This window comes from Paractinoplanes hotanensis, assembly GCF_023717965.1.
Taxonomy (GTDB): Bacteria; Actinomycetota; Actinomycetes; order Mycobacteriales; family Micromonosporaceae; genus Actinoplanes; species Actinoplanes polyasparticus.
Window position 1 is genome coordinate 137228 of record NZ_JAMQOL010000023.1, and the last position, 23510, is coordinate 160737.

Genomic DNA, 23510 nt, shown 5'->3' on the forward strand with positions numbered 1-23510 from the left:
CGTCACGGCAGCTGACGAGTATGCCAGGCGGACGCCGCCACGATCAGGAGACTGTCGCGCGGATGTCTCCCAGGCCCCGGGCCACGAGGAACTTGCCGCCGTCGGCCAGCCGGTCCGACCAGGTTTGCGCCGTGGTGTCCCACCGGCGCCACAGCCGGCGGTCGGTGTGGACGGTCACCCGGGCCGACTTGCCGGGCTCGACGGTCACGGCGGTCCAGCCGACCAGGCGTACGGGCTCGTCCGGCTCCACCGGCCGCAGGTAGACCTGCACGACCTCGCGGCTCTCGTGCCGCCCGACGTTCTTCACGGTCACCGTGATCGACGGCGCGTCGCCGGTCACCAGCCGCACGTCGCTGTACTCCCACTCGCCGTAGCCGAGCCCGTGTCCCAGCCAGAACGCCGGCTCGGGGGCCCGGCCCGCGAAGTGGCCGCGGTAGCCGATGAAGGTGCCCTCGCCGTACTCGAGCCGGCCGTCGACCGGCGTCACCGACCACGCCGGGGCCGCCCCGTCGGCCGCCGGGAACGTGGTGACCAGCCGGCCGGCCGGTTCGATGTCGCCCAGCAGGGCCGCGGCCACGGCGTGCCCGCCCTCCTGACCGGGCAGCCCGGCCCACAGCACGGCGTCGACCCGGGGCAGCCACGGCATGAGCACCGGCGTGGCCGCGTTGACGACCACGACCGTACGCCGGGCCGCTCCGGCCACCGCTTCGACCAGCGCGTCCTGGGCGCCGGGCAGCCGCAGAGTGGTCTTGTCGACCGATTCCGTCTCCTGCTCCTCGGTGAGGCCGACCACGACCACGGCCACGTCGGCGCCCGCGGCCGCCCGCACGGCGTCGTCGATCACGTCGACCGTCTCGCGCGACGCCGCGTTGCCGATCAGCCCGTACAGCCCCATGCCGTCGATCGTCACCTCGGCCTCGAGGCGGTCCGGCGCCGTCGACGGGACGAACGTGCGGGTGGGCGGGGTGAGCACCTCCTCGCCGATGCCGCTGCCCGAGGCGCGCAGCGGGAACGACGTCCCGTCGGACAAAGTCCAGTCGCCGACACCCATCACGCCCAGTTCGGCCGGCCCGTCGCTGTGCACGTCGGCCACCAGGCGGGCCGCGGCGACGGTTCCGGTGAAGCCGTCGTCGTCCATGCCGATCATCGTCTTGGCCTGCGCGCAGTAGCGCCGCTCGAGCTCGCCGCCCGCGGCGTCGTAGAGGATGACGTCGATGCCCGGCTGCCCGTTCGAGGGCGCGGTCAGGAAGCCGTCCCGGGCCGGCACGGGCTGCGTCCGCACGGCCACGCCGTCGACCGCGGTGACCCGGTCGCCGAGCAGCGCGCTCAGCCCCTCGGCCACGCTGACCTGGTACGGCGGGTTCACGCCGGCCGAGCCGCCGCCCATGGTGATCGTCTCGACCGCGTGCCGCCCGATCAGCGCGACCCGGGCCGACCGGTCCAGCGGCAGCAGGTCGCGGTCGTTCTTGAGCACGGTGATGCCGCGCGCGGCCAATCGGGTCAACTGCTCCCGCCGTACGCGGGAAGTGGGAACGGGAAGGTCGGCCGGGTACTCGCGGGGGGCGCCGAGCGCGCCCACCCGCTCGGCCAGCCGCAGCAGCCGCGTCACGTGGTCGTCGATCACCGCCTCGTCGACCTCGCCCGCCCGCACCGCGGCGGTCAGCGCGTCGCCCCACGGCCCGTCCGGCCCCGGCATGACCAGGTCGAGCCCGCCGTTCGCGGCCGGCGCCACGGTCTTGGTGGCGAACCAATCCGACATGATCAGGCCCGGGTAGCCCCAGGCGCCCTTGACCACCTCGTTGTTGATGTGGTGGTTCTCGGTCGAGGCCACGCCGTTGACGTCGTTGTACGCGCCCATGACCGACCACGCGCCGGCGTCCTCGATCGCGATCTCGAACGGCAGCAGGTAGAGCTCGTGCAGCGTCTTGCCGTCGACGACCGAGTTGACGGTGTTGCGCTCGGTCTCGCTCTCGTTGGCGACCAGGTGCTTGAGGCACGCGCCGACGCCGCTGTCCTGCAGGCCGCGCACGTAGGCGGCGGCCAGCCTGCCGGTGAGCAGGGGATCTTCCGAGTACGCCTCGAAGAGCCGCCCGCCCAGCGCCGTGCGGTGCAGGTTGATCGTCGGGCCGAGCACGACGTGGATCCGCTGCGCCATCGCCTCCTCGGCGAGGAGCTGCCCGACCTCGTACGCGCTCTGCTCGTCCCAGGCCGAGGCCAGCAGCGTCGCGTTGGGGAACAGGGTGACCACCCGGCCGCCGGTGAACTTCAGGCCGCGTACGCCGGTGGGGCCGTCGGAGAAGCGCATCTCGTGCAGCTCGATCGACGGCTCATCGGCGAGCGTAAATGCCGAAGCGCCGGTGAGCAGGCGTACCTTGGCCGGAAGGTCGAGCGACTTGACGAGGGCGGCGAGGTCGGACGTCATGTCCTCATGGTTACACGTGTAAGTTTGGTTGTCATGGCCGACTCCACCACCAAACGAGTCACCAGCGCGGACGTCGCCAAGCTGGCCGGAGTGTCCCGCGCGACGGTCAGCTATGTCCTCAACGACACGCCGCGCCAGACCATCTCGCCCGGCACCCGCGACCGGGTGCGCGACGCCGCCGCCCAGCTCGGCTACTCGCCGTCGGCCGCCGCGCGCACCCTGCGCACCGGCCGCTCCGACGTGGTGCTGTGCCTGCTGCCCGACTGGCCGATCGGCCCCGAGGTGGGCTCCAGCCTGCGCCACCTGTCGGCCGCGCTGGCCCGGCACGGCCTCACCCTCGTCGTGCATCCCGGAAACCGCGAGGACCGCCCGATGTCCGAGCTGTGGAAGGCGATCACCCCCGCCGCTGTCATCGCGTACACCGGCTTCTCGGAAGCCGAGACGGCGGCCATGCGCTCGGCCGGGGTCACGCTGGTGGTGGCCCTGTCGCGCCGCGACCGGGGGCGCGAGCTCGCCGTGCCGCAAGAGCTCGTCGGGCGCCGGCAGGCCGAGCACCTCGCCCGGGCCGGGCACACGCGGCTCGGCTACGCCTATCCCGACGACCCCCGGCTACGGTTCTTCGCCGAACCGCGGCTGGCCGGCGTCCGCGCCGCGTGCGCCGCGCTCCGCCTGCCGACGCCGGTCGGGCTGACGGTTCCGCTCGACCCGGCGGCCGCTTCCGAGGCCGTACGGCGGTGGCAGGCGACCGGCGTGACGGCCGTCTGTGCCTACAACGACGAGGTGGCGCTGGCCGTGCTGGCCGGCGCACGCCGGGCCGGGCGGTCCGTCCCCGGCGACCTGGCCGTGATCGGCGTCGACGACATCGTGCCGGCCCGCCTGTCCGACCCGCCGCTGACCACGGTGACCACCGACCAGGCGGTGGCCGGCGCCCACCTGGCGGCCACGGTGGTGGCCGCCATGAGCGGCCGGGCCGCGCCGACGCTGCCCGCGGCCGACATCGTGCGCGTGGTGGCCCGCGAATCGGTCTGAACAGCGAACCCACAGGCGGGGCACATGGGTGACTCAGGCGGCGGGCGAAGGGTGAAGGGGTACCGAGAGCCCGCCGAAAGGGGGATGAGCGCCGTGCTCGTTTCGCTGAACAGCAACACCGGCCACCGCGACTTCACCGCGACCGCGACCGACCTGCCGATCAACCCGGCCGGCCTGCCCGCCGCCGTGGCCGGCCCCCTGCCCGTCGTGGCCTATCTGGGCCATCCCGGTCGCGTGGCCGGCCTGCCCCAGCACCTGCCGCCCGGCTGGTCCCTGCGCCGGGCAGCCGGCCTCGACGACATCGGCGCCGACGAGATCGTGCTGATCGCCGCGGGCCAGGTACACGACGTCGAGGCGGCCCGCCGCGTCCTGCCGCGCCGCTCGATGATCGTCGCTCTGGTCGACGAGGAGGCCCCGGCCGAAATGGTGGCCGGTGTGCTGACCGCCGGCGCCGACGCCTGCGTCCGCGGCGGCCAGCCCGCCATCCTCGCCGGCCACCTGGTCGCCTGCCGCCGCCGCGACCGTGCCGGCCGCTGGTCCCGGCTCGACGAACAGTCCCGCCGCTACTGACACCGAGCCGCGCCGACGTTGCCACCAGGGGGGGCATGGGGCAACGCCGGCGCGGAGCATTCTCAGGTGGCCGGCGCGGCACTCGCCGCCGGCCGGAGCACCTGGCAGGCCTCGATGGCCTTCTTCACCGTGGCGTCGTCGGTGTCCAGGGCGGACGGGTCGGTGACGCCGTTCTCCTTGAGGCAGTTGTCGTAGGCGGCGTTCCGCCCGTCGCCCCGGTTGCCGTTGCCGCCGCCGGGTCGTCCGGACGGCAACACCGACGAGCACGCCTCCTGCGCCTTCTGCCAGGTCGCCTCGTCGACACCGTCCGGCTTGCCGAACATGCCCCCACCCGGGAAGCCGCCACTGCGTTCCGGCCTCGGCGCACCGGCGCTGCCCTCCGGCCGGGGCATCCCCGACGGGAAGCCGGCGCCGTCAGGGCCACCCGACGGCCGCGTCCGGGGCCCGCCCGACGGCATGGTCATGGTGACGCCGTTCTTCTGCAGGCATTCGGTGTACGCGGCGAAGGCGTTGTTCCGCTCGCCGCCCGTGGCGTCACCCCCACCGGCATCGTCGGAGCCCGACGCGCCCCCGCAGGCCGCGGCGAACACGACAGCGGCGGAGGCCACGAGCAGCCCCGCCGCCCGGCGATACACCTGAGAACCGGGTCTGGTCACAATGCCTTCTCTCCTCGGCCGCGAATGTCGCACCACACCCAAGCCGCCCCACCTCGCCGCCAGGTGGGCGCAGCCTCGGAGTCGCCTCGGAGCCTCGTGTGCGCACCCTGTGTCCACCCTCTCCGAGGGAACTTCGAGGTGGGTTGGAGGCGGCGGCGAGGAGGAGACATGACACTTCCCGGCCATGGGTGAAGCACTGGGCGGCCGGCGGCGCTGGATCTGGGGTGCGGTGGCGGTCGTTGTGCTCGCGCTCGCCGGGTTCGGGGTGGTGCGGGCGGTGACGGCGGATGCCACCGGCGAACCGGAGGCGGCCTCGATCGTGGCCGTGGACAAGGGCACGGTGACGACCGAGGTGGCGACCACGGGCACGGTGCAGCCGGCGCAGACGCGCAGCCTGGGGTTCTCGGTCGCCGGCACGGTCGAGAGTGTCGCCGTGCGGGCCGGGACCAGCGTCACCGCGGGTCAGGTGCTGGCCAAGGTCGACGACACGGACGCGGCCGAGGCGGTCGGGGACGCGCAGGACTCGCTGGACGACGCGGAGGACGCGCTCGCCGAGGCCGAGGACAACGCCGCGAACGCTGCGACCGGCGACGGCTGCGGCTCGAACGTCGCCGCCGGGTATGCGGTTGCCGCCACCACAGCCTCGACGCGGTCGCTCACCTTCGGCGCCACGCCGAAGCCGACGAGCACCGCACCCACGCCGACGCGAAGCGCCACGCCGACGGTAAGCGCCACGCCCACGACAGGTGCGACGCCGACCACACCCACGGGCCCGACCAGGACCGGCGTGCCCACCGGGACCACCGCTCCGACCGGATCCGCGGCCCCCGGGCGGTCCGGGAGCGGCGGAAACCCGAGCGGAAACCCCGGCGCTGGTGCGAGCTGCGCCGCAAGCGGCGGCGGCAGCCAGCAGGGCGGCGCGCAGCAGCAGGGCGGCGGCGACGCCATCCTCAGCGCCGAGCAGCGGGTGACCCAGGCCAGAACGGCCCTCGAGAATGCCGAGGAAGCCCTGGCCGGCGCGACGATCAAGGCGCCCATCGCGGGCCGCGTCCTCAGCGTGAGCGGCAAGGTCGGCAGCCAGATCACCGCCGGTAACAGCTTCATAACGCTGGCCGACGTCTACGACATGCAGATCAGCGCGAACTTCCCCGAGGCCGACGCCGACCGCCTGGCCGTGCGGCAGAAGGCCGTCGTCACTCTGGCCGACCGGGCGGGCGCCGAGATCCACGCGTCCGTCGTGCAGGTCGACCCGGTCGGCACCAGCGACGGCACGATGGTCCGCTACGGCGTGCTGCTCTCCTTCGACGACAAGCCCGAGGATCTGCTGGTGGGCCAGAGCGCCTCGGTCCGGGTGACGACCGGCGCCAGGAGCGAGGTGCTGCGCGTGCCCAGCGCCGCCGTTCACGACGTGGCCGGCGATAAGGGCGTCGTCCGGAAGGGCAACGCGGCGATCGAGGTGACGATCGGGCTGCGCGGCGACCAGTACACCGAGATCATCAAGGGCTTGTCGGCGGGTGACGAGATAGCCCGCACGTGGTGATACAGCTGACTCCACACAAGTTCATAGGCAATTCCTAGGCGGCGTTGGTACTCCTTCGACGTGCTGACTGAACCCCGCGCTGCGACGCGCACTGCCAAGGTGCTGGTCGTCGACGACGAGCCCAACATATCCGCGCTGCTCAGCGCGACCCTGCGCCTCGTCGAGTTCGACGTCCGGGTGGTCGAGACCGGCCACCGTGCCCTCGTCGCGGTCGAGGAGTTCGCGCCCGACCTCGTCATCCTCGACGTGATGCTGCCCGACCTGAACGGCTTCGACGTGGCCAAGCGGCTGCGGGCCACCGGCTCGCGGGTGCCGGTTCTGTTCCTCTCCGCGCGCGACGCCCTGGAGGACCGCATCTCCGGCCTCTCGGCCGGCGCCGACGACTACGTCACCAAGCCGTTCAGCTTGGAAGAGGTCGTGCTGCGGATCCGCGCCATTCTGCGCCGCACCCAGGGCGAGCCGGATGCGGCGCCGGCCGGCGGGGTGCTGCGCTACGCCGACCTCGAGATGGACGAGGACGCCCACGAGGTGCGCCGGGCGGGCCGCGTCGCCGACCTCTCGCCGACCGAGTTCAACCTGCTGAAATACCTGCTGATCAACGCGGGCCGGGTGGTCAGCAAGGCGCAGATCCTGGACCGGGTGTGGAAGTACGACTTCGGCGGCGACGGGCGCATCGTCGAGTCGTACGTCTACTACCTGCGCCGCAAGATCGACAAGGTCGGCCCGCCGCTCATCCACACCGTCCGCGGTGTCGGCTACTCGCTGCGCCTGCCGCGTGGCGACGACTGACATGCGGCGCTGGAGCCACTGGACCCTTCGTTCCCGTCTCGTGCTCGTGGTGGGGGTCCTCACCGCGGTCGCGCTGCTCAGCGCGAACGTCGCCGGGTTGCTGCTGATCCGCTCCTACCTGGAGGCCCGCATCGACGACCAGCTGCGCGGCATGTCACGCATGCTGGCCAATCCGCCGCCGGACTACACCGTCTCGCCGACTCTGCCCGATGCCCGCTACTCGCGCTACGCCCGTCCCGACGACGCCAAGCCGCTGAAGAACCTCGGCCCCGACCAGGTCATCTACCGGTGCGACGGCAACGGCGTGCTGATCCCGGAGTTCAGCTCGTCGGCCAACCTCGGCCGGCCGCCGATCCCCGTGACGAGCGCGCTGAGCACCGATGGCCCGTACACCGTCAGCTCCAGCGACGGCAGCACCGAGTGGCGGATGATCGCCGTCGCGAACGTGGGCGGCGGCGGTTTCACGGTGGCCGGGGTCTCGCTGGCCGAGGTGGACCAGACGACCGACCAGCTGCTGCTGATCGACGTCGGCGTGAGCGTGCTGGTGCTGGGCCTGCTCGGTCTGGGCGCGGCTTTCGTCGTACGGCTGGGGTTGCGGCCCTTGACCGCCATGGAACGCCTGGCCGCCGACATCTCGGCGGGCAACCTGAGCGGCCGGGTGGCCGACACGGATCCGCACACCGAACCGGGCCGCCTCGGCCTGGCGCTCAACTCGATGCTGGGCCGGATCGAGACCGAGGTCGGCGCCCGCACCGCGTCCGAGCGCCGGATGCGCCAGTTCCTGGCCGACGCCTCGCACGAGCTGCGTACGCCGCTGACCTCGATCCGCGGCTTCGCCGAGCTGTACCGGCGCGGTGGTGTCACGCCCGGCCCGGCGCTCGACCGCATCGAGTCGGAGGCGGGCCGGATGAGCGTGCTGGTCGAGGACATGCTGATGCTGGCCCGGCTCGACCAGCAGCGCCCGCTGGCCCGGCGCCCGGTCGACCTGCTCGAGGTGGCGGCCGACACGATCCGGGACGCGCACGCCCGCGCGCCCGAGCGGACGGTGCTGCTGTCCGGCCTGCGCGACGACGACGACACGTTCGACCCGGCCACGGTGCTGGGCGACGAGCACGCGCTGCGGCAGGTCGCCACCAACCTGGTCGCCAACGCGCTCCAGCACACCCCGAAGAACGCCCGCATCACCGTACGGGTGGGGGTGATGCCCGCCCGGCCCCCGGCGCCCGGCAGCGTCGTCTCCGGCGTGGTCACGCCGGTCGGCGCCGAGGTCGCGGTGCTCGAGGTGACCGACAACGGGCCCGGGATTCCCGCGGAGCACGCCCCACGGGTCTTCGAGCGGCTCTACCGCGCCGACCCCAGCCGTTTCCGCGGCAAGGGCGGCGGTTCCGGGCTGGGCCTGTCCATCGCGGCGGCGCTGGTGCACGACCACGGCGGCTGGGTCGAACTCGATCCGGCGCCCGGCGGGGGCGCGACCTTCCGGGTGGTGCTGCCGGCAACCGTGCTCTGAGGTGGCTCCCAGGTTGCCCCGAAGCTCCTCCGAGCCCCGGCCGCCACAGTGTCCGGCATGCCTGCGCGCCTCACCCTGCGACGTCCCGCGGTGGCGGTCAACACCGCCCTCGGCGTCGTCCTGCTGGCCGGGGGTTTCTGGGCCTACCGGACCCTCGCCGGTGACGACACACCAGCCGCTGCCGCCTCGACCCGCACGGTTGCCGTGCAGGAGGGAACAGTCACCAGGACGGTGACCGCCGACGGGACGGTCGAGAGCGCCGCCACGGCGACCGCGAGTTTCGCCACCGGCGGCACCGTCACCTCCATTTCCGTACGGGTCGGTCAGAAGGTCGCCAAGGGGCAGGTGCTCGCGAAGGTGGACCCGGCCGACGCGCAGCGCTCGCTGGACGCGGCGAACGCCGACCTCGACGCGGCCCGGGACGCGGTCGATCGGGCCGAGGACGCCGGCTCCGACACGTCCAATGCCGACAACGAGGTCGAGCAGGCCGAACTGGCGGTGGACGAGGCCGAGGCGGTGGTCGACGGCACCGTCCTCACGGCGCCGATGGCCGGCACGGTCACCGCGGTCAACGGCACGCTGGGCAGTTCCTCCGGGGGTGGCTCCAGCGGCAGCAGCGGCCAAGCGTCGGCCGCGCAGCAGGAGTCGTCCTCGTCCACCGGCTTCATCGAGCTCCAGGACCTGACGAAGATGCAGGTCACAGCCGCCTTCGCCGAGGCCGACGCGACCATGCTCAAGGAGAAGCAGCCCGCCACGATCACATGGAACGCGCTCGACGGCACGTCGGCCACGGGCCGGGTCAGCGCGATCGACCCGTCCGCCACGACCGCCAACGACGTCGTCACGTACGGCGTCACGCTCTCGCTCGACAAGGTGCCGGCCGGTGTCAAGGCCGGGCAGACCGTGAGCGTCGCGGTGACCACCGGCAGCGTCCGGAACGTTCTGATGGTCAGCTCCTCGGCGATCACCACGGTCGGCAACCGGCATTCGGTGACCGTGCTGAACGGCGCCGCCGAGGAGGTCCGCCCGGTCGAGATCGGTCTCGAGGGCGACAGCGCCACCCAGATCACCTCGGGCGTGTCGGCGGGGGAGCGGGTCGTGCTGCGGGCGACGTCCACCACCACGGGGGAGACCGGCACCCGCGGCGGCTTCCCCGGCGGCGGGACCGGAGGCTTCCCGGGCGGCGGAACCGGGGGCCTGCCGGGCGGCGGGGGCCCGCGATGAGCCGGCCGGTTCTCGACGTACGAGATCTCACCAAGCGGTACGGCGAGGGCGAGGCCACCGTGCACGCGCTGCGCGGCGTGTCGATGACCGTCGGGCGCGGCGACTACGTGGCGATCATGGGCTCGTCCGGCTCGGGCAAGTCGACCCTGATGAACATCCTGGGCGCGCTCGACGTGCCGACCTCGGGCGCCTACCTGCTGGACGGCGTGGACGTCAGCGAATTGGCCGACCGGCAGCTGGCCCTGGCCCGTAACCGGCTGATCGGGTTCATCTTCCAGGCGTTCAACCTCATCCCGCGTACGAGCGCCCTGGCCAACGTCGAGCTTCCCCTCGCGTACGCCGGGATCAAGCCGAAACAACGACGGCGCCGCGCCCTGGCCGCCCTGGAGGTGGTCGGACTCGCGGACCGGGCCCGCCATGAACCGAACCAGCTCTCCGGCGGCCAGCAGCAGCGCGTGGCGGTGGCCCGGGCGCTGGTCACCGAGCCGGCCCTGCTGCTGGCCGACGAGCCGACCGGCAACCTCGACACCCGCTCCACCGACGACGTGCTGCAGGTGTTCGACCAGCTCAGCGCGGCCGGCCGCACCATCGTGATCATCACGCACGAGCCCGACGTCGGCGCGCGCGCCAAACGCCTGATCCGTCTCGTCGACGGCCGGATCGTCCACGACGTCCGCCAGAGCCCGGTGGGTGTCGCATGACCTTCTCCGAAGTCGTCCGCTTCGCCCTGCGCGGGCTGTCGGCCAACAAGCTGCGTTCGTCGCTGACCATGCTCGGCATCCTGATCGGGGTGGCCGCGGTGATCCTGCTGGTCGCGGTCGGCAACGGCTCGGCCCGGGCGATCAGCGACCGCATCGAGGCGCTGGGCACCAACACGATCACCGTGATGAGCACCAGCCGCACCGGCTCCGCGCTGACCGAGAAGATGGCCGGCGCGCTGGTCGATCCCGTGCTCGCCCCCGACGTGAAATCGGTGTCACCGGTGGTCAGCGCGTCGGCCACGGTGACCTACGAGGGCTCCGACCACGAGGTCAGCACGTTCGTGGGCGCCACGCCGAGCTGGTTCACCGCGTCCAACACGCCGGTCGGGCGGGGCGCGGCGTTCACCGCGGACGACGAGGCGCAGGGCCGGCGCGTCGTGGTGATCGGGCAGACGGTGGCCGAGGAGCTGTTCCCCGGCGCCGACCCGATCAACAGGCAGGTCACCGTGGGCGGGGCGCTGTTCACCGTGGTCGGGGTGCTCGACCAGAAGAGCTCGACCGGCTTCCAGGACGCGAACGACACCGCCGTGGCCCCGCTGACCGCCGTGCGGCAGGTGCTCACCGGCTACGGCCCGCTCACGTCGATCCTGGTCGAGGCGGTCACCCCGGCCAAGGTCGACGCTGTGCAGTCCCAGGTGTCGGCGATCCTCGACCAGCAGCTGGACGTGGCCGGCAATGCCAGTACGCCGTACCGGATCCAGAACGCCTCGCAGCTGCTCGAGACCCAGACCGAGACCGCCGACACCTTCACCACCCTGCTCGGGGCGGTGGCCGCGATCAGCCTGCTCGTCGGCGGCATCGGCATCACCAACATCATGCTGGTCACGGTGACCGAACGGACCCGCGAGATCGGCATCCGCAAGGCGCTGGGCGCACCCCGACGCACGATCCTGACCCAGTTCCTGATCGAGGCCACCCTGCTCAGCGTGATCGGCGGCGCCCTCGGCGTGGTGGCCGCGCTGATCGGCAGCAGCTTCGAGATCGTCGGCGTCAAACCGGTGATCGTCCCCAGCTCGGTCGCCCTGGCCCTGAGCGTCTCGATCGCGATCGGTCTGTTCTTCGGCGGCCTGCCCGCCGCCCGCGCCGCCCGCCTGCGTCCCATCGACGCCCTGCGCTACGAGTAAGGATCCGCTGTGACCCCGACCAACGACGACACCGTGGTTCTGGCCCCCGGAGACCGGGACGACGGCCTCGCCGCCGAACTGGCCAAGGCAGCGCCGCGCCACTGGTGGAACAAGGGCACGGTGGTGCTGGGCGCGCTCGTCGTTCTGACCGGCGGCTTCGTCGGCGGCCTGCAGGTTCAGAAGAATTACGGTACGGCGGACACGCCCGCGGCCGCCCGGCCCGGCGCCTTCGCCGGCGGCCAGAACCGGGCCGGCTACGGCGCGGCCGCCGGCGCCCTGCCGAACCTCGGCGGCCAGGCCACAGCGGCCGCGGCCGCCCCGACCACCGGCAAGGTCAAGCTCGTCAACGGCACCACGATCTACATCGAGAAGTCCGACGGCTCGGTGGTGACCGTCAAGACCGACGGCAAGACGACCGTGTCGACCGCGGCCACGAGCAAGCTCTCCGACGTGAAGGCCGGCCAGTCAGTCACGGTTCAGGGCGCCACCGGCTCCGACGGCACGGTGACAGCCACCGCGGTGACCGCCACGAAGTAGCGTTCCACCACCGCAACCCGGGACCAGCTCACCGAGGCGTGCTGGAGCCTACGGAGGCTTTGAGCGTCTGGGACGGTGACACACCGGTTGTCCCGCCGCACGTACTGGTGATGGTGCGGGGCGCATACCGTCCACGCGACTATCTGCTCACCCCCATTGCTGTTTGAATCCGGGCACGCGGCGCGCGACTGACTTTGCGGCGGTTGAAGATGATGTAGCGCAGCCGTGTCTCGGCGCCGGAGCGGCAGCGGGCGAGCAGGAACTGCACCGCCGTCTCCATGCCGCGGCCGGGAAGGCCGGGCAGGCGCAGGTCGGCGTCGATGTCCAGGGCGTGCACCTCGTTGCGGTTGTCGGCGTCCTTGTGCTTCAGGTGCCGCGACTGCTCGTCGGGCGTGTGGTCCGATGTCGAGTCGTGGTTCTCGTCGCCGATCGTGCCCTCCTCGCGTTTGTCGCGGTGCGGGGCGAGGTCGTCGAACTCGTCTCGCAACCGCAGCAGGCAGGGCACGACGATCCAGGTCGGCATGGTCACCTCGCGGGTGTTTTCGGGTCGGGTCGGTGCTGAAGGGCCCGCGACCCTCTCCCGGATACGTCGTCCCGCTGACAGAATGCGGGGCATGAACGAAGCGACTCGTGAACGAGACGACTCCGTAACTGGCGAGCCGGGCCTGAACCGGCGCGCTTTCTTCGGCCGGGCCCTGCTGCTGGCGGGCGGCGCGGCCACTGTGCTCACCCTCTCGGGCTGCCCGGGCGGTGGCGGCGGCGATGACGATGACGGCGGGGACGACGATGACGGTGGGGACGACGACTAGGGCGGCCGGCGGGCCATCCCCGCGGTGATAGGTACCCATTGGCATATGCGAACCTATTGATGTGTGTGTCCGCCACTTCCTAGGCTGAGGCCGATTCAGACCTAGGGGTGGCAACATGTTCGGGCGCGACGAGCTTCTGGCGACGATCGAGAGCCGCCTCGTCGCGGGCGGCGGCGTGGCCTTGCACGGGCCGGCCGGCATCGGCAAGACGGCGCTGCTCGAGGCGGCCGCTTCTGCCGCCGCTGCGCGCGGCGAGCTTGTCGTGTGGTTGCGCCCGGTGCGCAGCGAGAGACTGGTTCCGTACGCGGGAATTGCCGACCTGGTGGCCCAGCTGCCGCCGGCGGCCCGCGAAGCCCTGCCACCCGCCCAGCGAGCCGCTCTGCGTCAGGGCCTGGCCCCACGGGCGGGAGCGGCCGCGCTCGTCCGGCGTCTCGTGCTGCCGCAGCTACTCGCGCACAGTGCCCGCCTGCGCCCCCTGCTGCTCGTGCTCGATGACTGCCAGTGGCTCGACGCCGAGTCGGCCGAGCTGATCGCGTTCGCCATGCGTCGCCGGCCCGGTCCGCGCGTCCGGGTGATCGCCGCGCAGCGCCACCCCGATCCGGCCGGCCGCCGCCGGGCCGTCCGGCTCTGCCCCGCGCCCGCCGTCGAGATCGAGGTTCCGCCGCTGGCGGCGGACGCCCTGACCGGGCTGCTCGAGGCCCGGGGCCTGCCGTGCCGCGCCGCCAGCCGGATGCACGAGATCAGCGCGGGCAACCCGTTCCTGGCGCTCGCCCTGGGCGCGGCGCTGCCGTCCGGCCCGGCCTGGCGTCCCGCGCCACTGCCCGAACCGGCCCGGGAGCTGCTGCGCGACCGGCTCGCGCCCCTGCCCGCGGAAACCCGGCGCACGCTCCTGATGGCCGCGCTGGCCGCCGAGCCCACGGTCGCCGTCCTGCTGCGGGCGGGACGGGAGGACGCCGTACGGGATCTGCGCCTGGCCGCGGCGGCCGGTGCGGTGGTGGTCGACGGCGAGCAGATCCGTTTCACCCCGCCGCTGCTGGCCACCGTCATCGCCGAGGACGCCCCGGCCGGTGACCGCACCGAGGCCCACACCGCGCTGGCCGCCGGCGCCGTCGACGAGGTCGAGGCGCTCCGGCACCGGGCCCTGCGCAGCTCGGTGCCGGACGCGGCGGTCGCCCGCTCGCTGGCTGCCGCCGCCCAGCGCTGTGCCGCGCGGGGAGCCGGCCGCACCGCCGCCGAGCTGTTCCTGCTGGCCGCCGACCGCTGCCCGCACACGTGCGCCGCCCACCGGTTGGACTGGCTGGTCGCCGCGGCGCGCAGCGGGCTCAGCGCGGGATCGGCCGCGCTCGCCGGGCGCGCGGCCGAAGCCGTGCTCGCGGCCGACGCGCCGGTCGGCCACCGGGTGCACGCCCGGCTGGTGCTGATCGACCTGGCCGGGCAGGGCCTGGCCGAGATGGGGGAGATGGTCGCGGCCGCGCTCGCGGAGGCCGGCGACGATCCGGCCCTGTCGGCGCCGGTGCGGTTGCGGGTGACGTGGGCGTCCCTGCTGGCCGGCGACCCGGACCGGGCCGGGGACGAGGCGGCCCGTACGGCGCTGGCCGCTCGCCGGGCCGGGGATCCGGCCACCGAGGCGATGGCGCTGAGCGTGCTGGCCCAGATCCAGCGGCTGTGCGGCGACCCCGGTTGGTCCGACACCCTGACCGAGGCGCTCGTGCTGCCGGCCACGCCCGCGCCCGACTGGCTGCACTACGGCCCGCTGTACGTCGCCGCCCGCTTCGCCATGATGGACGACCGGCTCGACGAGGCCCGTGCGGCGCTGCTCAGCCTGCTCAACGTGGCCGGGCGGGACAGGGTCGGCGAGGCCCGGGTCTGCGTGCTGCGCAGCCTGTCCGAGGTGGCCACCCGGGCCGGCCGTTGCCGCGAGGCGCTCAACTACGCGCACCAGGCCGTGCGGGCCGCGCAGCGCGCCGGGCTCAGCCCCGGTCCCACCTGTTACACGGCGGCGATCGCCGAGCTCGCCGGCGGCAGCCTGGCCGCGGCGGCCGGGTTCGCGGGCCGGGGTGTGCGGGCCTCCGAGCAGGAGGGTGACACCCTCTACCGGCGGCGCAACCTGCACGCGCTGGGTCAGGCCGAGCTGCGGGCGGGCCGGACGCGCGAGGGGGTGGCGGCACTGCGCCGGCTGCGCGACCTCGAGGCCGGCTCGGGCGGGGGCGACCCGATGATCGTGCGCTGGCACGGCGACCTGGCCGGCGGGCTGGCCGCGCTGGGCGAGCACGCCGAGGCCGCCGCCACCCTGGCCGCCGCGCGCACGGCCGCCGGACGGCTGGGCGACAACCCGGGGCTGGTCGGCTATCTCGACCGGGCGGCGGCGGTGGTGCTCTCCGAGAGCGGGCACGCCGACTCGGCCGTGCTGCTCTCGGCGTCCGCGGCGCAGCACTTCGAGCAGTTGCAGCAACCGATCGAGCAGGCCCACGCGCTGCTGGTGCAGGGCAGCGCCGAGCGTCGCCGCCGCCGGTACGCGGCCGCCCGGCTCGCCATCGGGGCCGCGCTCGCGATCTTCCTGGCGGCCGACGCCAAGCCGTGGGCCGAGCAGACCGAACGTGCCCTGGCCGGCGCGTCAGCCGCCGGTACGACGCCGGTCGACCTGGGCCTGACCTCGACCGAGCTGCGCATCGCGGCCCTGGTGCGCGACGGCGCCAGCAACCGTGAGATCGCCGTGCGGCTCTATCTGAGCGTGAAGACGGTGGAGGCCACCCTGACCCGGATCTACCGCAAGCTGGGAGTGCGGTCCCGGACGCAACTGTCGTCCCGGATGGCCACTGTGGTGTCCGAAGTCACCAAGAGTGCCTGACCAGCCACTTCACCACGGACAGTGACCCCGGCAACAGTGATGCGGTGGTCGCCGTCACTTCCGTATCTCGCTGTTTACCTGCGTGATTTGGGGATGAAGCGCGCCTCGTGGAGTGTTGTAAAGGAAGGCGACGAGGCCTATCGCCATCACTATCCGTTAAGGAGACGGCCATGCAGTTCACGACCAAGCTTCGCGACGCCCGCACGGCGCTGGCGAACCGCCGCACCATGCGCGTCGCCCACCGCCGGCTCGCCGACGAGCTCGCGTCGTTCCGCACCACGTCCGAGCGCGCCGAACTCGACCAGCTCCTGGCGCGGCACAGCAACGAGGAGACCGAGGTCATCCGCGAGATCCTCTACCGCCAGGACACCGCGCGTCTGCAGAGCAGCAGCCGCCAGACCGCTGGAATGGGCGGATTCCTGGGCTGACGCCCACCGTGACAGACAAGCCGGCCGGGAGTTCCCCGGCCGGCTTCTTCGTGTCCGCTCAGCGTTTCTGACGGTCGTCCGACCGGGCCCGCAGGCTGCCGGCGTGGGCCTTGGTGTCCGGGTCCTTCTTCGACTTCATGAGGCTGGCGACCGTGGTGACGGCCAGGACCCCGACGATGACCACGAGCGAGAGCGGCGTGGGGATCTCGGGCACCGACGTGTTGATGTCGACGTGCAGCCAGTGCAGGATCAGCTTGACGCCGATGAAGGCCAGGATGACCGACAGGCCCGCGGACAGGTAGACCAGGCGGTCGAGCAGGCCCTTGACGAGGAAGAACAGGGCACGCAGGCCGAGCAGCGCGAACGCGTTGGCCGCGAACACGATGAACGCCTCGTCGGTGATGCCGAAGACGGCCGGGATGGAGTCGAGCGCGAACAGCAGGTCGGAGCTGCCGATGGCGATCAGCACCACGAACATCGGGGTGACCACGCGACGGCCGTCGACCCGCGTGATCATCTTGCCGCCGATGTAGTCGTCGGTCACCGGCAGGAAGCGCTTGGTCGCCTTGACGAGCGCGTTGTCCTCGACGTCGGGATCCTCGTCGCGGTGCCGGAACAGCTGGATCGCCGTGAAGATCAGCAGCAGGCCGAAGATCAGGAACATGAACGAGAACAGGCTGAGCAGCGTCGCGCCGAGGGCGATGAAGATGACCCGCATGACCAGCGCGATGATGATGCCGAAGGTCAGCACCTCCTGCTGGTACTTCTCGGGCACCGCGAACGTGCTCATGATGATCACGAAGACGAAGAGGTTGTCGACCGACAGGCTCTTCTCGACGATGTAGCCGGCGAAGTACTGAGCGCCGAAGTCCCAGCCGGCCACCTGGCCGAAGACCACACCGAACGCGACCGCGACGGCGATGTAGAAGACCGACCAGACAGCCGCTTCGCGGAAGCCGACGGCGTGCGGCCGGAACACGCCGACGGCCAGATCGAGGGCGAGCAGGGCGACGATGACCCCGATGGTCAGCGTCCAGCCGAGCGCGGTGACCTCAAGCATGGGTAAGGAACCTCCGGGCGATAAGCGGGGCGGCAACCGATGAATCCTCTCCGCTTACCCTGGGAGGTTGCTGAGCAGTCCGCCGCCTACCTACGACTTTACCGGCGACGAAGCCGCGAGCGGCCCGTTTCCCAACGCTCGCCCGGCTACTGCCGGGTGCGATTACTCAGCGTAGATGGGCGACCGGGTGGGCACTCTGTGTCATAGCCGCTCGAGGTCATCGGCAGCCCTCAATCGAGGTACGCCAAATGCATAGATAGACGTGCATTAAAACGTTAACATTGCTTTACGAGCCCTTCGAAATCTTCCTAAACTGCCTGTTCAAGGCGATCTTGCAGGATGCATCGACAATGCCACCACATCGGACTAAAACTTTGTCTGATGAGGACATTGCGCTCAGTTGACCACGCTGGCATGCTACCCGATGTCGTTCTGGGGGACGCGCACCGTAACGTTGGCTACATGCAGCGAGCATCACTTTCGGTAATCGCCGGGCGGGGAGAGCCGAGGTAACCCCACACCGAAGTGGAGAGGAGAGGTGCCGTGACCGCATCGGCACAGCTACCCCTCGCCGATGACCTGTTTCTCACCGCCCATGACTCCGTCAAGGGCAAGTGCCTGCTCTCCCCGGCGACGCTGGGGCTGGGCATGGCGTCCGCCCTCATCGGCGAACTGGTGCTCTGGCGCCGCGTCGACGTCGTGGACGGCAAGATCCAGATCATCGACGACCGACCTACCGGCGACCCCGCCGCCACCGCAGTCCTCGACCAGCTGCTGCGCGAGGGGCATCATCGCGCCGTCCGCGACTGGATCTCGTTCCTGGCCACCGGCGTGGCGACCGACCTGGTCGAACGCCGTCTCGCCCGCTCCGCCCTGGTGCAGCGGCAGGAGAAGCGCGGCCTGTTCGGATCCAAGGTCTCGTTCGTGCCGTCCGACTCGATGATCGCCGGGTGGCCCGCCACCCGGATCCGCACGTTCGTCGGCCGCGGTGAGCTGCTCGACATCCCGGACCTGGTCCTGGCCGGCCTGATTCTCGCCACCGGCCTCGACCAGCATGTCTTTCTCACCCTCGACGCCCGCGGCCGCGGCCAGCTCTTCGACCAGCTCAAGCGCCGGCTCCCGGCCATGCTGCTCGAGCTGATCAGCCAGGCCGAGGCCGCGGTGGGCGACGCCGTGATGGCCCGGCGCGCCTGAGCACCCGCACCACCCCTACCCCCTTCTCAACCCCCTATCTGGAGATCGGTGTGTCTTCGACCGCAACAAAACCCCCGCAGAGCCAGCTGTCGACAGCGCTGGCCAAGGACCGGCTCGGCGTCGCCGCGGTGGTCTTCTTCGTCATGTCCGCTGCCGCCCCGCTCACCGTGGTGGCCGGTGTCGTGCCCACCGGCATCGCCGTCACGGGCCTGACCAGCATCTCGATCGCGTTCGTGGCCGTGGCCGTCGTCCTCGCGATCTTCGCCGTCGGGTACGTGGCCATGGCCCGGCACATCGCCAACGCGGGCGCCTTCTACGCGTACGTCTCGCGGGGAATCGGCCGCCCGCTGGGCGTCGGCGCGTCCTGGGTGGCGCTGCTGGCCTACAACATGTTCCAGATCGCGGCGTACGGTGGCTTCGGCGCCATCGCGTCGCCGCTGTTCGACAAGTGGTTCGGGTTGGACATCCAGTGGTGGATCCTGGCCCTGGTGGTCTGGGCGCTGACCGCTGTCCTGGGCGTACGCGACGTGGCCGTGAACGGCAAGGTGCTGGCCACCCTGCTGGTGGCCGAGATCGTCGTCGTCGTCGCGTTCAGCTTCGCCGACCTGTTCTCGCCGAGCTTCACGCCGTCGTCCGCCCCGATCGACGCGGGCAGCCTGGTCGGCGCCGGCTCGGGCGCCCTGCTGGCCATGGCGATCACCGGCTTCGTAGGCTTCGAACAGTCCGTGGTGTTCAGCGAGGAGTCCCGCGACCCGCGCCGCACGGTGCCCCGGGCCACCTACATCGCCATCGCCCTCATCGCCGTGCTCTACGGCTTCGCGGCCTGGTCGATGATCTCGGCGGCCGGGGACGACGTCGTCGGCCGGGCCGGCGCCGAGGGTCCCGACCTGTTCTTCAACGTCGCCTCGGACCAGCTCGGCGGACGGGCGGTCGACCTCGGCTACGCGCTGTTCCTGACCTCGCTGATCGCCGCGATGATCTCGTTCCACAACATCATCGCCCGGTACATGTTCTCGCTGGGCCGCGAAGGTGTGCTGCCCCGCACGTTCGGCCGCACCGTGCCCGGCACCGGCGCGCCCAAGAACGGCTCGCTCGTGCAGAGCGCCCTCGGCCTGCTCGTCATCGTCGTCTACGCCGTCGCCGGCTGGGACCCGCTGGTCAACCTGTTCTTCTGGGGCGGCAGCGGTGGCGGCATCGGGGTGCTGCTGCTGATCACCCTGACGTCGTTCGCGGTCATCGGCTACTTCGTGCGGAACCCCCAGGGCGAGGACTTCTGGCACCGCCTCGGCGCTCCGGTGCTCGGCTCCATCCTGCTGGTGATCATGTCGTACCTGGCGCTGAGCAACATCGCCACGCTGTTCGGTGTCGAACCCGGCAGCAAGCCGACCTGGGTCGTGCCGCTCGCCTTCGCCGTCCTGCTGCTCGCCGGCATCGCCTGGGCCCTGATCCTGCGCGGCAGCCGCCCGCAGGTCTACGCCGGCATCGGCCTGGGCGCCCGCAGCTCCACCGCCGCCGGCACCGGTGGCTTCACCGCCGCGCTCTCCGCCACCGACGACCAGAAGGGCCACCAGTGACGTTCCCTCCGATCCGCCCCGCCCGTGACGAGGAGATCCCTGCCGTCGGGCACCTGATCAGCCACTCGTTCTTCGACCTGGACGCGAACGCCTACCTCGTTCCGTCGGTCGAGGACCGCCTGAAGGTGATGGCCGACTTCTTCACGCTGCTCACCGAGCACGCCCAGAAGTACGGCCGGGTCGACGTCGTCGACCTGCCCGACGGCAGCGGACTGGCCGCGACCGGCGTGTGGTTCGACTACACGAAGGAATCGCCGGACCCGGAGGCGTACGACGAGAGGCTGCGGGCCCTGGCGGGCGGCTACATCGACCGGTTCATCGCGCTCGACCAGCTCTTCGAGAAGCACCACCCGCACCAGGCGCACTGGCACCTGGCGTTCCTGGCCGTCCACCCCGACCACCAGCACCACGGTCTCGGCGGCGAGCTGATGCACACGGTGCACAGCGAGCTCGAGGCGGCCGGGGTGCCGGCGTACCTGGAGGCGACGAACGAGAACAACGTGCGCCTCTACCGTCGTAGCGGCTACGCCGACATGGACCCGTTCGAGATGCTGCTTCCCGACGGCACGCCCTTCTTCCGGATGTGGCGCTCCGTCTAGCTCCCGGGCACGGCAGCAGGGGGCGCGGCCATCGTCCGGTCGCGCCCCCTCACCACTGGAACACGGGTCCGCGGGCCTTGCCGCCCGGGATCAGCGGTCGTTGCGTGTACTCCCACGTCTGCACCAGCACCAGCTCACGCCCGCGCGGCGGCCGGAAGTCGACCGGGCCGCAGCTGTGCTTGAGCGCGAAGTCCGTGAACATCAGACCCTTGCAGGTGTGCGGGCCGGCGACCACCTCGTCCCCGGCGGCGTCCCGCAGGGTCAGCGAGATGTCGAGCTGGAGCCCCGGCATGGCCTCCATCTGGCCGACCACCCGGACAGCCCCGCCCACCGCATGGCACGGGCGCGCCAGCACGGGATGGCCGAGATCCCACTCGTACTGGTCGCCGCAGCGCCACGGCCCGAACTTGGCCTCGACCCGGCCGCCGCCCGGCCCCGCCGACGCGCCCACACCGACCGGCCCGGCCGAGACCCCCGCGCCAGCCGTGGGCCCGGCCGGACGGCCCGCACCCGCGCCCTCACCCGTTCCCGGTTCGACCGGCCCACCCGGCAGGCCAGGCGGTCCGGCCGCCGGAAGCGAGAGCCCTCCCGGCACACTCGGCGGCGCGGCCGTCAGCGGTGGCGCCGAGACGCCGGACCGGGGGCCGGCGCCGGCTGTGCTCCCACCGCTCGGCAACGCCGACGTGTGCGGCGAGGCGGCGGCCGGGGAGTCACCCGAGTCGAGCAGGTGCCACGCGTTGAAGCCACCCACCCCGGAGAGCGCCACGGTGCCGGCGAGCACGGCCGCCATCGCCCACGGGCGCCGCCACATCCACGACTTCGGCCCGTTACGCGGGCGCTTGCGGGACGAGACCGGGCGTACGGACGGATGGGGCACCGCCCGCAGGCCGAACTGCGCGGTGGCGCCGGTGACCACGGTGGCGTCGCCGGGGGCGGGCAGGGCCGGAACCCCGGCGGTCGCGCGGGCCAGCTCCCGCAGCTCGGCCCCCAGCTCGGCGGTGGTGGGGCGCTGCTCCGGGTCCTTGGCCAGGCACCAGGCGATCAGGTCCCACACGGGCTCGGGCACGCCGTCCGGGCGTTGCGGCGTCTCGTCGAGGTGACCCCGCAGGACGGCGAGCGGCTCCCCGGCGTACGGGGGAGCGCCGGTCAGAAGTTCGAAGAGGACGATGCCGGCCGAGTACACGTCGGACGCGGGCACGGCCTCGCCCTGGATCGCCTCCGGGGCCATGTAGTGCGGCGTGCCGACGATGGCCTGCGGGGTGGTGAGGCCGGCCGTGTCGAGCACGCGGGCGATGCCGAAGTCGGTGAGGCGCACCTCGAGGCGGCCGTCGTTCTGCTGCAGCAGGATGTTGTCGGGCTTGACGTCCCGGTGGACGACGCCGAGCTCGTGCGCCTGGGCCAGCGCGGCGGCCACCTGGGCGAGCAGGTCGGCGGCGTCGGCCGGCGCGAGGGTGCCCTCGGCGCGCAGGTGGGTCCGCAGGCTGCCACCGGCGACGTAATCCATGACCAGCGCGAGCGAGCCGCCGGCGCTGAACAGGTCCCGCACGCCGACGATGTTCTCGTGCCGCATCATCATCAGGATCGTCCGCTCCTGCACGAAGCGGATGACCAGCTTCGGCTGGCGCAGCAGCCCTTCGTGCAACAGCTTGATCGCCACGTCGGCGCCGGTGCTCCGATCGATGCCGCGCCACACCGTGCCGGTGGCGCCGTGCCCGACCGGGCAGACCAGGACGTACGAGTTGCCGACGCAACGCCCACTGAGGTCGGCGGTGGCGGCCTCGCCGGGCGGGCTGCCGGTCATGGAGGGGAAAGACTGCACGTGAAGTCGAAACCTTCCTATGGGGACTGTTTGACCCGAATCGCGCCGCCGATGGTCCCGATCGATTCCTCCACAAGCAACACCGGGCCGCCCGTTCTCTCACTGGAAGCGACTCCGGCTGCCCGCCCGTCACCACGTCCCGGCGTGGTTCGTTCACCCCTCAATGACCTCGGCGTCAGCCCGCGCTCAGGTTGAGTTCGAAGCTGTAGCGGCTGGCCCGGTAGACGTGGCTGCCGTACTCGAGGGCGCGGCCGCCGGCGTCCCAGGCGGTGCGGGTCATCGTCAGCAGGGAGGCGCCGCGCTTCTCGTCCAGGGTCCGGGCCTCGGCGGGGGTGGCTGAGCGGGCGCCGATCACCTGGGTGGCTATGCGGGGGGTCAGGCCGTTGCGGCGCAGCAGTTCGTAGAGGCCGTGGGCGGCCAGGTCGTCGCGGGTCAGCGGCAGGACGTCGAGCGGGATGGCGTTGTGCATCAGGGCCAGGGGCTCGCCGCCGGCGTAGCGCAGGCGTTCGATCCAGGTGACGTCGGTGCCGGGGGCGATCTCGAGCGCGTTGGCGATCGGGTCGGGGGCGGGCAGCACCTCGAGGCGCAGCACCTCGGTGCGAGGCGCCCGGTCGCCGGCTACCAGGTCGTCGTAGAGGCTGGAGAGTTCGACCGGGCGGCGGACCTTGGGGTGGACCACCTGGGTGCCGACGCCGCGCTTGCGGATCAGCATGCCCCGCTCGACGAGATATTGGATGGCGCGGCGGGTGGTGGGGCGCGAGACGCCGAGACGTTCGGCCAGGTCGACCTCGTTCTCGATGCGGGCGCCGACGCCGATCTCGCCCTTCTCGATCAACTCTTGCAGCCGCGTCGCGACCTGGAAATACAGAGGTACGGGACTGGTCCGGTCCACCTCGAGCGGACGGACGCGACCCTGCAGTTCGGACGCCACCGCGAATCCTCGCTCCTGGAGTTTGTCATGACAAAGTATTGACGTACGCGGCTCCAAGTTATTACATCGAAGGCAGCAAACCTAGAGTC

At 72.0% G+C, this 23510-nt stretch carries 20 protein-coding genes and 1 pseudogene; 15 read left to right on the plus strand and 6 right to left on the minus strand.

The window, feature by feature from the left end:
* Positions 1 to 43 precede the first annotated feature (43 nt).
* On the minus strand, positions 44 to 2422 hold the full coding sequence (locus tag LXN57_RS18920) for a beta-glucosidase family protein (RefSeq protein ID WP_251799498.1): 2379 nt from the start codon (positions 2420 to 2422) through the stop codon (positions 44 to 46).
* 33 nt (positions 2423 to 2455) lie between these two features.
* On the opposite strand from LXN57_RS18920, the gene LXN57_RS18925 reads away from it, so the two are divergent.
* Together LXN57_RS18925 and LXN57_RS18930 are read left to right on the plus strand one after the other, a co-directional pair.
* Entirely contained in the window at positions 2456 to 3451 is a 996-nt protein-coding gene (locus tag LXN57_RS18925; protein WP_251799499.1) for a LacI family DNA-binding transcriptional regulator, read from the plus strand.
* A gap of 93 nt (positions 3452 to 3544) precedes the next feature.
* The gene (locus LXN57_RS18930; protein ID WP_251799500.1) at positions 3545 to 4021 is read left to right on the plus strand and encodes a hypothetical protein; all 477 of its coding nucleotides are present in this window, start codon (positions 3545 to 3547) and stop codon (positions 4019 to 4021) included.
* A 62-nt stretch (positions 4022 to 4083) separates the two neighbouring features.
* Here the strand turns inward: LXN57_RS18930 and LXN57_RS18935 are convergent, their stop codons facing one another.
* Positions 4084 to 4677 (minus strand): hypothetical protein, encoded by a 594-nt coding sequence (locus tag LXN57_RS18935; RefSeq protein ID WP_251799501.1) that lies wholly within the window; start codon positions 4675 to 4677, stop codon positions 4084 to 4086.
* A gap of 184 nt (positions 4678 to 4861) precedes the next feature.
* Between LXN57_RS18935 and LXN57_RS18940 the strand changes: the two genes are divergently transcribed.
* From LXN57_RS18940 to LXN57_RS18970, 7 genes and pseudogenes are all read left to right on the plus strand, one after another.
* The gene (locus tag LXN57_RS18940; protein ID WP_251799502.1) at positions 4862 to 6217 is read left to right on the plus strand and encodes an efflux RND transporter periplasmic adaptor subunit; all 1356 of its coding nucleotides are present in this window, start codon (positions 4862 to 4864) and stop codon (positions 6215 to 6217) included.
* Between the two features lie 63 nt (positions 6218 to 6280).
* The gene (locus LXN57_RS18945) at positions 6281 to 7006 is read left to right on the plus strand and encodes a response regulator transcription factor (RefSeq protein ID WP_251799575.1); all 726 of its coding nucleotides are present in this window, start codon (positions 6281 to 6283) and stop codon (positions 7004 to 7006) included.
* A gap of 1 nt (position 7007) precedes the next feature.
* Positions 7008 to 8599 (plus strand): annotated as a pseudogene (locus LXN57_RS18950) (sensor histidine kinase); the annotation flags it as partial.
* Positions 8571 to 9737 (plus strand): efflux RND transporter periplasmic adaptor subunit, encoded by a 1167-nt coding sequence (locus LXN57_RS18955; protein ID WP_251799504.1) that lies wholly within the window; start codon positions 8571 to 8573, stop codon positions 9735 to 9737. The pseudogene LXN57_RS18950 and the gene LXN57_RS18955, both read left to right, overlap by 29 nt.
* A complete protein-coding gene (locus LXN57_RS18960; RefSeq protein ID WP_251799505.1) occupies positions 9734 to 10438 on the plus strand; it encodes an ABC transporter ATP-binding protein in 705 nt (234 codons plus the stop codon). Before LXN57_RS18955 ends, LXN57_RS18960 begins: the two co-directional genes overlap by 4 nt.
* Positions 10435 to 11622: an ABC transporter permease gene (locus tag LXN57_RS18965; protein ID WP_251799506.1), complete on the plus strand. Its 1188-nt coding sequence runs from the start codon at positions 10435 to 10437 to the stop codon at positions 11620 to 11622. The genes LXN57_RS18960 and LXN57_RS18965 overlap by 4 nt, the downstream gene beginning before the upstream one ends.
* Positions 11623 to 11631: 9 nt before the next feature.
* Entirely contained in the window at positions 11632 to 12159 is a 528-nt protein-coding gene (locus LXN57_RS18970; protein WP_251799507.1) for a hypothetical protein, read from the plus strand.
* Positions 12160 to 12298: 139 nt separating this feature from the next.
* On the opposite strand, the gene LXN57_RS18975 is transcribed toward LXN57_RS18970, so the two are convergent.
* Positions 12299 to 12682 (minus strand): hypothetical protein, encoded by a 384-nt coding sequence (locus tag LXN57_RS18975; RefSeq protein WP_251799508.1) that lies wholly within the window; start codon positions 12680 to 12682, stop codon positions 12299 to 12301.
* Between the two features lie 91 nt (positions 12683 to 12773).
* Here LXN57_RS18975 and LXN57_RS18980 point away from each other — a divergent pair, with 91 nt between their 5' ends.
* The 3 genes from LXN57_RS18980 (at position 12774) to LXN57_RS18990 (ending at position 16244) form a co-directional block, all read left to right on the plus strand.
* Entirely contained in the window at positions 12774 to 12968 is a 195-nt protein-coding gene (locus tag LXN57_RS18980) for a hypothetical protein (protein ID WP_251799509.1), read from the plus strand.
* Between the two features lie 115 nt (positions 12969 to 13083).
* On the plus strand, positions 13084 to 15816 hold the full coding sequence (locus LXN57_RS18985) for a helix-turn-helix transcriptional regulator (protein WP_251799510.1): 2733 nt from the start codon (positions 13084 to 13086) through the stop codon (positions 15814 to 15816).
* Between the two features lie 170 nt (positions 15817 to 15986).
* Complete coding sequence (locus tag LXN57_RS18990) at positions 15987 to 16244, plus strand: hypothetical protein (RefSeq protein WP_251799511.1); 258 nt, start codon at positions 15987 to 15989, stop codon at positions 16242 to 16244.
* A 58-nt stretch (positions 16245 to 16302) separates the two neighbouring features.
* On the opposite strand, the gene LXN57_RS18995 is transcribed toward LXN57_RS18990, so the two are convergent.
* A complete protein-coding gene (locus tag LXN57_RS18995; protein ID WP_251799512.1) occupies positions 16303 to 17304 on the minus strand; it encodes a TerC family protein in 1002 nt (333 codons plus the stop codon).
* 543 nt (positions 17305 to 17847) lie between these two features.
* Between LXN57_RS18995 and LXN57_RS19000 the strand changes: the two genes are divergently transcribed.
* From LXN57_RS19000 to LXN57_RS19010, 3 genes are read left to right on the plus strand one after another with little or no spacing between them, the layout of a single operon-like run.
* The gene (locus tag LXN57_RS19000; RefSeq protein WP_221381070.1) at positions 17848 to 18498 is read left to right on the plus strand and encodes a GOLPH3/VPS74 family protein; all 651 of its coding nucleotides are present in this window, start codon (positions 17848 to 17850) and stop codon (positions 18496 to 18498) included.
* A gap of 50 nt (positions 18499 to 18548) precedes the next feature.
* Positions 18549 to 20072 (plus strand): APC family permease, encoded by a 1524-nt coding sequence (locus LXN57_RS19005; RefSeq protein WP_251799513.1) that lies wholly within the window; start codon positions 18549 to 18551, stop codon positions 20070 to 20072.
* Entirely contained in the window at positions 20069 to 20671 is a 603-nt protein-coding gene (locus LXN57_RS19010; RefSeq protein WP_251799514.1) for a GNAT family N-acetyltransferase, read from the plus strand. Before LXN57_RS19005 ends, LXN57_RS19010 begins: the two co-directional genes overlap by 4 nt.
* Positions 20672 to 20720: 49 nt before the next feature.
* Here LXN57_RS19010 and LXN57_RS47925 read toward each other — a convergent pair whose 3' ends face one another.
* Positions 20721 to 22490, minus strand: coding sequence for a serine/threonine-protein kinase (locus LXN57_RS47925; RefSeq protein WP_285904639.1), 1770 nt, complete (start codon positions 22488 to 22490; stop codon positions 20721 to 20723).
* 175 nt (positions 22491 to 22665) lie between these two features.
* Entirely contained in the window at positions 22666 to 23421 is a 756-nt protein-coding gene (locus LXN57_RS19020; protein ID WP_251799515.1) for a GntR family transcriptional regulator, read from the minus strand.
* Positions 23422 to 23510: the final 89 nt, after the last annotated feature.